Genomic DNA, 7017 nt, shown 5'->3' on the forward strand with positions numbered 1-7017 from the left:
GTTCCAGCATGGCGGCGGGGGCTTTGAGGGTTGAAAGACCACGGGATTATCAGGGGAAAGCGCCGTGCGCTGTCGGCCAGCCATCGGGCATGGAGACGCTGACGTGGCGGTTTGGACGCGATAGTCGTCCAGGCTGTGGTTTTCGACGGGCCAGCGACGGCAAGGCCAAAGGGCTCTCTCCTGCAACGGCCCTTCTACAGGGCAGCCCCGAGCGAAGCCGAAGCGTCTGCAATTGACCATGACGCTAATAGCAGTGGTCAAAGTGCCGGCTAGCCGGTTTGCATCCGGTGGCGTCGCGAAGCAGCGGGTGGAAGGCGGAACGCCCCGGCGGGCGGGGCTTTCATGCGGACAGGATGGGCGCGATCAGGCGGCGGCCGTAGAAGACGCGGGCGCGGCCAATGGCAGCGCGCGCACCACCGCTTCCAGCTCGCTGCGCAGCCAGCCGTGGGCGGGGTCGTGGCGGTCGCGCAGGTGCCAGATCATGTACATCGGCAGCGGCGGCGCCTCGAAGGGCAGGGCGCAGCTCGCCAGCCCGCGCATCAGGCTGCCTTGCAGCAGGCCGGGCACGGTGGCGAGCAGCGGGCTGCCATGGACGAAGGCGGGGATGCCGGCGAAGCCGGGCACGCTGGCGACGAAGCGGCGCTGCAGGCCGCGGGCGGCCAGACCGCGGTCGAAATCCAGCGGCCGGCTGGCTTCATAGACCACGGTGATGTGCTCGGCCGCGAGGTATTCCGCGGTGTCCGCCGGCGCGGCGCGCTGGGTGGCGTCGAAAAACACCCGGTAGTGATCGGCGAACAAGCGCTTGTGCAGGATGTCGCCAGCATCCGGCGGACGCGGCGAGATGGCGAGGTGGCAGTGTTCCTCGCGCAGCATCTCCGGCGTCGGCACGTCGGAGGGAATGATGCGCAGCGCCACCCCCGGCGCCACCGCCCGCAGCCGGCGCAGCAGCGCCGGCAGCAGTAGGTCGCGCTGGAAGTCGTTGGCGGCGAGGGTGAAGGTGGTGTGGAGCTGGGCCGGCTCGAACACCGGCGCGCTGGCGAAGCGGCGCATTTCCTCCAGCAGCACCCGCGCATGCACCGCCAGCGCCTCGGCGCGGGCGGTGGCGACGATGCCGCGGCCGGATTTGACGAACAGCGGATCGCCGACGATGGTGCGCAGCTTGCCCAGCAGGTGGGATACCGCCGACTGCGTCACCCCCAGGCGCTCGGCGGCGCGGGTGACCGAGCCTTCCTCCACCACTGCGAGCAGCAGTTGCAGCAGGCGGCCGTCCAGGTGGGAATGATCGAAATCGCTCATGGGTCGTATGAGTCTCGCTGCGTTTATCTTCCCTGTCCAGTCGCAAATACTGGCGCCTCCACGAACAAGAAAGCATGGAGGGGAAAGAATGAGCAGCGTCAGGCAGAAACGGGAGATTCCCGGCACCGCCGTGTTCGACGGCGATCTCGCGCAGAAGGGCTATGCGCTGAACAAGATGTGTTTCTCGTTCAACAGCGCGGACAACCGCGCCGAGTTCCAGCGCGACGAGCAAGCCTATTGCCGCAAGTACGGCCTCAACGAAGAGCAGGAGAGCGTGATCCGCAACCGCGACGTGCTCGGCCTGCTCGCCGCCGGCGGCAATGTGTATTACCTGGCGAAGTTCGCCGGCATCCTGGGGTTGGACGTGCAGGACCTGGGCGCCGCCCAGACCGGTATGACGAAAGACGAATTCAAGGCCATGCTCGTGGCCGCGGGGAAATAAGACATGGCCAAGATCGTAGGCGGCATCACCACTTCCCACGTGCCGGCCATCGGCCGCGCCATCGCCGGCAACCTGCAGCAGGACCCGTACTGGAAGCCTTTCTTCGACGGCTTTCCGCCGGTGCATGACTGGCTCGCCAAGGTGAAGCCGGACATCGCGGTGGTGGTCTACAACGACCACGGCCTCAACTTCTTCCTCGACAAGATGCCGACCTTCGCCGTCGGTGCCGCGCCGGAGTACCAGAACGCCGACGAAGGCTGGGGCATTCCCACGCTGCCGCCCTATGCCGGCAACCAGGCCCTGTCCTGGCACGTCATCAACGAACTGGTGGAGAAGGAATTCGACCTCACCACCTGCCAGGAAATGCTGGTGGACCACGCCTTCTCGCTGCCGCTGAAGCTGCTGTGGCCGAACGAGGAACGCTGTCCGGTACAGACGGTGCCGGTGTGCATCAACACCGTGCAGTACCCGCTGCCCTCGGCCAAGCGCTGCTTCAAGCTGGGCAAGGCGCTGGGCGAAGCCATCGCCTCCTGGGACGCAGACCTGCGCGTGGTGGTGATCGGCACCGGCGGCCTGTCGCACCAGCTGGACGGCAAGCGCGCCGGCTTCGTGAACAAGGACTTCGACCTCGCCTTCATGGAAAGCCTGATCCACGATCCGGAGTGGGCGACCAAGTACTCCACCGAAGAACTGGTGGAGCTCACCGGCACCCAGGGCGTGGAACTGCTGATGTGGCTGGCTACCCGCGCGGCGCTGCCGGGCAAGGTGCGCAAGGTGCACACCAACTACCACATCCCCATCTCCAACACCGCCGCCGGCCTGATGGTGATGGAGTGCGCGGACTGAGCCTGCGCGCCGTGTGCCGTTCCGTTCCGCCGCCGCCTGCGGCGGGGCGGAGCGGTATTTCAGATGATTAAAAGCAAAATATCGCCCGTATAGCTATATCGAACTGATATAGCTGATAGTCTGCAGTAGGTCTTTTGACTTACATTCAGTGACGTCAAACTCTGTGACGCAGAGGAAGCGGCAGATAGCCGGCACCACGAACCGGACCCTGTCGCAATGTGTTCATAGAGGAGACTCACCGATGAAGCTTCGCCGCCTGGCCTTGGGCATTGCCCTGGCCACCCTCGCGCCTGTCGCCGCCCATGCCCAGGAAGTCGTGCTGAAGGTTGCCCACTTCCTGCCGCCGGTATCGCCGGCCCATACCAAGTTCATCGCCCCCTGGTGCGACAAGATCGCCGCCGAATCGCAGGGCAAGCTCAAGTGCCAGATCTACCCGGCCATGCAGCTGGGCGGCACCCCGCCGCAACTGCTGAGCCAGGTGCGCGATGGCGTGGCCGACATCGTCTGGACGCTGCCGGGCTACACCCCGGGCCGCTTCCCGCTGTCGGAAGTGTTCGAGCTGCCTTTCGCCACCACTACCCCGGAAGCCACCTCCCGCGCGCTGTGGGACTTCATCCACAAGAATGCGATGAAGGAATTCGCCGGCATGAAGCCGATCGCCACCTGGGTGCCCGGCCCCTATGTGTTCCACTTCCGCGACAAGCAGGTCAAGACCCTGGACGATCTCAAGGGCATGAAGGTGCGCGCGCCTTCCCGCCTGGGCAACAAGATGCTGTCCTCGCTGGGCGCGACCCCGGTCGGCATGCCGGTGCCGCAAATGGCGGAAAGCCTGTCCAAGGGCGTGATCGAAGGCGCCATGATCCCCTGGGAAGTGGTGCCCTCCACCAAGACGCATGAGCTGACCAAGTTCAACATGGAAGTCGCCGGCGACCGCGCCATGCTGACCTCCACGATGATCTTCGTGATGAACCAGAAGAAGTACGACAGCCTGCCTGCCGAACTGAAGAAGGTCATCGACGACAACAGCGGCCGCGACGTCTCCGCCTGGGTTTCCACCCAGTTCCGCGAAGCCGACGCAGCTGGCCGCAAGCTCACCGTCGAGCGTGGCAACACCGTCTATTCGCTGGCTCCGGAAGAAGTGAGCAAGTGGGAAGCGGCCACCAAGCCGGTCACCGAGGAGTGGATCAAGGAAGTCTCCTCCAAGGGTGTGGACGGCAAGAAGCTGTACGACGAAGCGGTTTCCCTGTCCCAGGGCTACGCGAAGTAAGCTGCTAGCACTGCGACGGCCGCGGCGCGCTCTGCCCGCGGCCGTTTTTTTAGCCTTTCCCCCTCCGACCGGAGATCCCCATGTCAGAGTCCCTGGCACAGCCGACCGTGCATGCGCATGGTCCGTTGGGCAGGTCCGTCGAGCTGGCCTGCGCTGCGCTGGCCATCCTCGGCGGCATCTTGTTCGTCATCGAATCCCTCATGTCGGTCGCCAGCGTCATCGGCCGCGCCCTGTTTGCCACGCCGGTTCCCGGCGACTACGAACTCGTGCAGTCCCTGTCCGCGATGGGCGTGGCCATGTGCCTGCCCTACTGCCAGTTGAAGAAGGGCCATGTGTTCGTGGACTTCTTCACCCTGTGGGCGCCGGATGCGCTCAAGCGCCTGCTGGACGCGGTGGCCTCGCTGCTGCTGTCCCTGTGCGCCTTCTTCATCGCCTGGCGGGTGTGGGAGGGGATGCTGGAAATGCGCGAGTACGGCGAGACCTCCATGGTGATCTCGCTGCCGGTGTGGTGGGGCTATATCCCGCTGGTGCCGTCGTTTGCGCTGCTCGGTGTCGCCGCGCTGTTCGTGTTCATGGGTGAAGTGCGCGGGGAGGTGAAGTCGTGAGCGGTATGACTATTGGTTTGACCATGGGCGCGATCATGATGGTCATGCTCGCCCTGCGGGTGCACATCGGCATCTCGATGTTCCTGGCCGGCGCCATCGGCTATGTCTGGGCCTCCGGCTGGGATCCGCTGCTCGCCTACTTGAAGAACGCGCCCTATGGCCGCTTCTCGCTGTACGACCTGTCGGTGGTGCCGCTCTTCCTGCTGATGGGCCAGTTTGCCACCCACGGCGGCCTGTCCAAGGCCCTGTTCCGCGCCGGCAACGCCTTCATCGGCCACTGGCGGGGCGGCATGGCGATGGCGGGCGTATCCGCCTGCGCCGGCTTCGGCGCCATCTGCGGCTCCTCGCTCGCCACCGCGGCCACCATGTCGCACGTGGTGCTGCCGGAACTCAAGCGCCACCAGTACAAGCCCAGCCTGGCGGCGGGTTCGCTGGCGGCGGGCGGCACGCTGGGCATTCTCATTCCGCCCTCGGTGCCGCTGGTGATCTACGCCATCCTGGCGGAGCAGAACATCGCCAAGCTGTTCGTTGCCGCCTTCATTCCCGGCATCCTCGCCGCGCTCGGCTACATGCTGGTTATCGCCATCGTCACCCGTCTGGACCCTGCTGCAGGCGGCCCGGGCACGCCCAAGCACAGCTGGGCGGAACGCATGGCGACGCTGGTCGACACCTGGCCGGTGATGCTGATCTTCGCGGTGGTGATCGGCGGCATCTACGGCGGCCTGTTCACCCCGACCGAGGCGGCCTCGGTGGGCGTGGTCGCCACCGGCATCGCGGCGTGGAAGTCGGGCGGCCTGAAGAATGGCGGCCTGCTGGAGTGCATCTACGGCACGGCCACCGGCACCGGCATGATGTTCCTCATCCTGCTTGGCGCCGACATGCTCAATGCCTTCATGGCGGTCAGCCAGATGCCGGTGGAAGTGGCGCAGTGGGTGGAGCAGATGGGCTTCGGTCCCTTCACCGTGCTGTTCGCCATCATCCTCATCTACCTGCTGCTGGGCTGCGTGATGGACAGCCTGTCCATGATCCTGCTCACCATCCCCATCTTCCTGCCCATCATCCTCGGCATGGACTACTACGGCCTGACCCATGAGGAAAAGGCCATCTGGTTCGGCATGGTGGCACTGGTGGTGATGGAGATCGGCCTGATCACGCCGCCGGTGGGGATGAACGTGTTCATCATCAACAGCATGGCCAAGGACATCCCGCTGGCGACCATCTTCCGCGGCGTGGTGCCCTTCCTGTGCTCCGACCTGCTGCGCATCCTGCTGCTCGTGGCCTTCCCCGCCATCTCGCTGATCATGCTGAGGTGGCTGGCATAGTGGTGCGGCCAGCGCGTTAAGGCAGAAGGGGCGTCGATAGACGCCCCTTTTTCATTCCGGCCGCTGGCCGCTCAGCCGCGGCGGTCTCCCCCCGCCGGTGGAAAACCCGCAACGCGGGCCCGCCACACCAGCACCCAGGTCGCCCCCAGCAGGAGCAGCAAGGCCGGTGCAAAGGCGGCCACGCCCAGCTTCTCCAGCAGCAGCCCGCCCAGCAGACCGCCGCCGGCGATGGCGAGGTTCCAGGCGGTGACCAGCATGGACTGGGCGACATCCGCCGCCTCCCCCGCCGCCTTCGCCAGCGCGGTCTGCAGCAAGGTGGCCGAGCCGCCGAAGGCCAGGCCCCAGGCGCCGATGGCGGCATAGACCGCGGCCGCGCTGTCGCCCCACAGACCCAGCGCCAGCACGGCGAGGCCGAACAGCAGCGTGCTGGCCAGCATCAGTTGCCGCAGCCGGCGGTCTATCAGCACGCCGGTGATCCAGATGCCCAGCAGCGAGGCAGCGCCGAACACCAGCAGCACCAGGTCCACCCGGTCGCCCAGCTGCGCTTCCCGCAGGAAGGGGGCGATGTAGGTGTAGAGGATGTTGTGCGCCAGCACGAAGCCCAGGGTGGCGAGCAACACCGTGCGTATGCCGGGCAGGGCCAGCACCCGCAGCAGCGGTTGGCGGCGGCCGGCGGCCTGGCCGGGGAAATCCGGCACCGTGCGCAGCACCCAGAGCACCAGCAGCAGCGTCATTCCCGTCATCAGGCCGAAGCAGGCGCGCCAGCCGGCCAGGGCGCCGAGAAAGGTGCCCGCCGGCACGCCCAGCGACAGCGCCAGCGGCGTGCCCACCATCGCCAGCGCAATCGCCCGGCCTTTCAGATGCTCCGGCACCATGCGGGCGGCGTAGCCGGCGATCAGCGCCCACAGCAGGCCGGCGGCAACACCGGCGAGCAGGCGGGCGATCAGGGTCAGCACATAGTGGCCGGACAGCGCGGTGACGGTGTTGGCGACGGCGAAACCGGCGATGGCCGCCAGCAGCAGCGGCCGCCGCCGCAGGCCGCGGGTGGCCAGCGTGAGCGGAATGGCGGCGGCCAGCGAGCCGACGGCATACAGGGTGACCAACTGGCCGGCGAGCGCCTCCGGCACCGCCAGGCCGGCGGCTATCTGCGGCAGCAGCCCGGCCGGCAGGGCTTCGGTGAGGATGGTGATGAAACCGGCCACCGCCAGCGCCAGCAGCGCGGAGAGCGGCAACCGGGTG

The 7017-nt window shown here is 66.7% G+C and carries 7 protein-coding genes; 5 read left to right on the forward strand and 2 right to left on the reverse strand.

Annotated features, from left to right (window positions below; genetic code table 11):
• Nucleotides 1-363: 363 nt before the first annotated feature.
• A complete protein-coding gene (locus GRF61_RS22545; protein WP_169152864.1) occupies nt 364-1296 on the reverse strand; it encodes a LysR family transcriptional regulator in 933 nt (310 codons plus the stop codon).
• Between the two features lie 88 nt (nt 1297-1384).
• Between GRF61_RS22545 and GRF61_RS22550 the strand changes: the two genes are divergently transcribed.
• The 5 genes from GRF61_RS22550 (at nt 1385) to GRF61_RS22570 (ending at nt 5778) form a co-directional block, all read left to right on the forward strand.
• Nucleotides 1385-1738: a protocatechuate 4,5-dioxygenase subunit alpha gene (locus GRF61_RS22550; protein WP_169152865.1), complete on the forward strand. Its 354-nt coding sequence runs from the start codon at nt 1385-1387 to the stop codon at nt 1736-1738.
• 3 nt (nt 1739-1741) lie between these two features.
• Nucleotides 1742-2584: a class III extradiol dioxygenase family protein gene (locus tag GRF61_RS22555; protein ID WP_169152866.1), complete on the forward strand. Its 843-nt coding sequence runs from the start codon at nt 1742-1744 to the stop codon at nt 2582-2584.
• A 241-nt stretch (nt 2585-2825) separates the two neighbouring features.
• Nucleotides 2826-3851 carry a TRAP transporter substrate-binding protein gene (locus tag GRF61_RS22560; protein WP_169152867.1) on the forward strand — a complete coding sequence of 342 codons (1026 nt, stop codon included), beginning with the start codon at nt 2826-2828 and terminating at the stop codon, nt 3849-3851.
• A gap of 80 nt (nt 3852-3931) precedes the next feature.
• Nucleotides 3932-4456, forward strand: a complete 525-nt coding sequence (locus GRF61_RS22565; RefSeq protein ID WP_169152868.1) for a TRAP transporter small permease — start codon at nt 3932-3934, stop codon at nt 4454-4456.
• Entirely contained in the window at nt 4453-5778 is a 1326-nt protein-coding gene (locus GRF61_RS22570; protein WP_169152869.1) for a TRAP transporter large permease, read from the forward strand. Before GRF61_RS22565 ends, GRF61_RS22570 begins: the two co-directional genes overlap by 4 nt.
• Nucleotides 5779-5849: 71 nt before the next feature.
• On the opposite strand, the gene GRF61_RS22575 is transcribed toward GRF61_RS22570, so the two are convergent.
• The coding region (locus tag GRF61_RS22575; protein WP_169152870.1) for an MFS transporter at nt 5850-7017 on the reverse strand (1168 nt) is incomplete at its 5' end.

Source organism: Azoarcus sp. TTM-91, assembly GCF_012911025.1.
Taxonomy (GTDB): Bacteria; Pseudomonadota; Gammaproteobacteria; order Burkholderiales; family Rhodocyclaceae; genus Azoarcus.

Bases quoted from the DNA above. Each gene is read 5' to 3' on its own strand.
- GRF61_RS22545 (WP_169152864.1), bottom strand. From the start codon at position 1,296: ATGAGCGATTTCGATCATTCCCACCTGGACGGCCGCCTGCTGCAACTG.
- GRF61_RS22555 (WP_169152866.1), top strand. From the start codon at position 1,742: ATGGCCAAGATCGTAGGCGGCATCACCACTTCCCACGTGCCGGCCATC.
- GRF61_RS22565 (WP_169152868.1), top strand. From the start codon at position 3,932: ATGTCAGAGTCCCTGGCACAGCCGACCGTGCATGCGCATGGTCCGTTG.
- GRF61_RS22560 (WP_169152867.1), top strand. From the start codon at position 2,826: ATGAAGCTTCGCCGCCTGGCCTTGGGCATTGCCCTGGCCACCCTCGCG.
- GRF61_RS22550 (WP_169152865.1), top strand. From the start codon at position 1,385: ATGAGCAGCGTCAGGCAGAAACGGGAGATTCCCGGCACCGCCGTGTTC.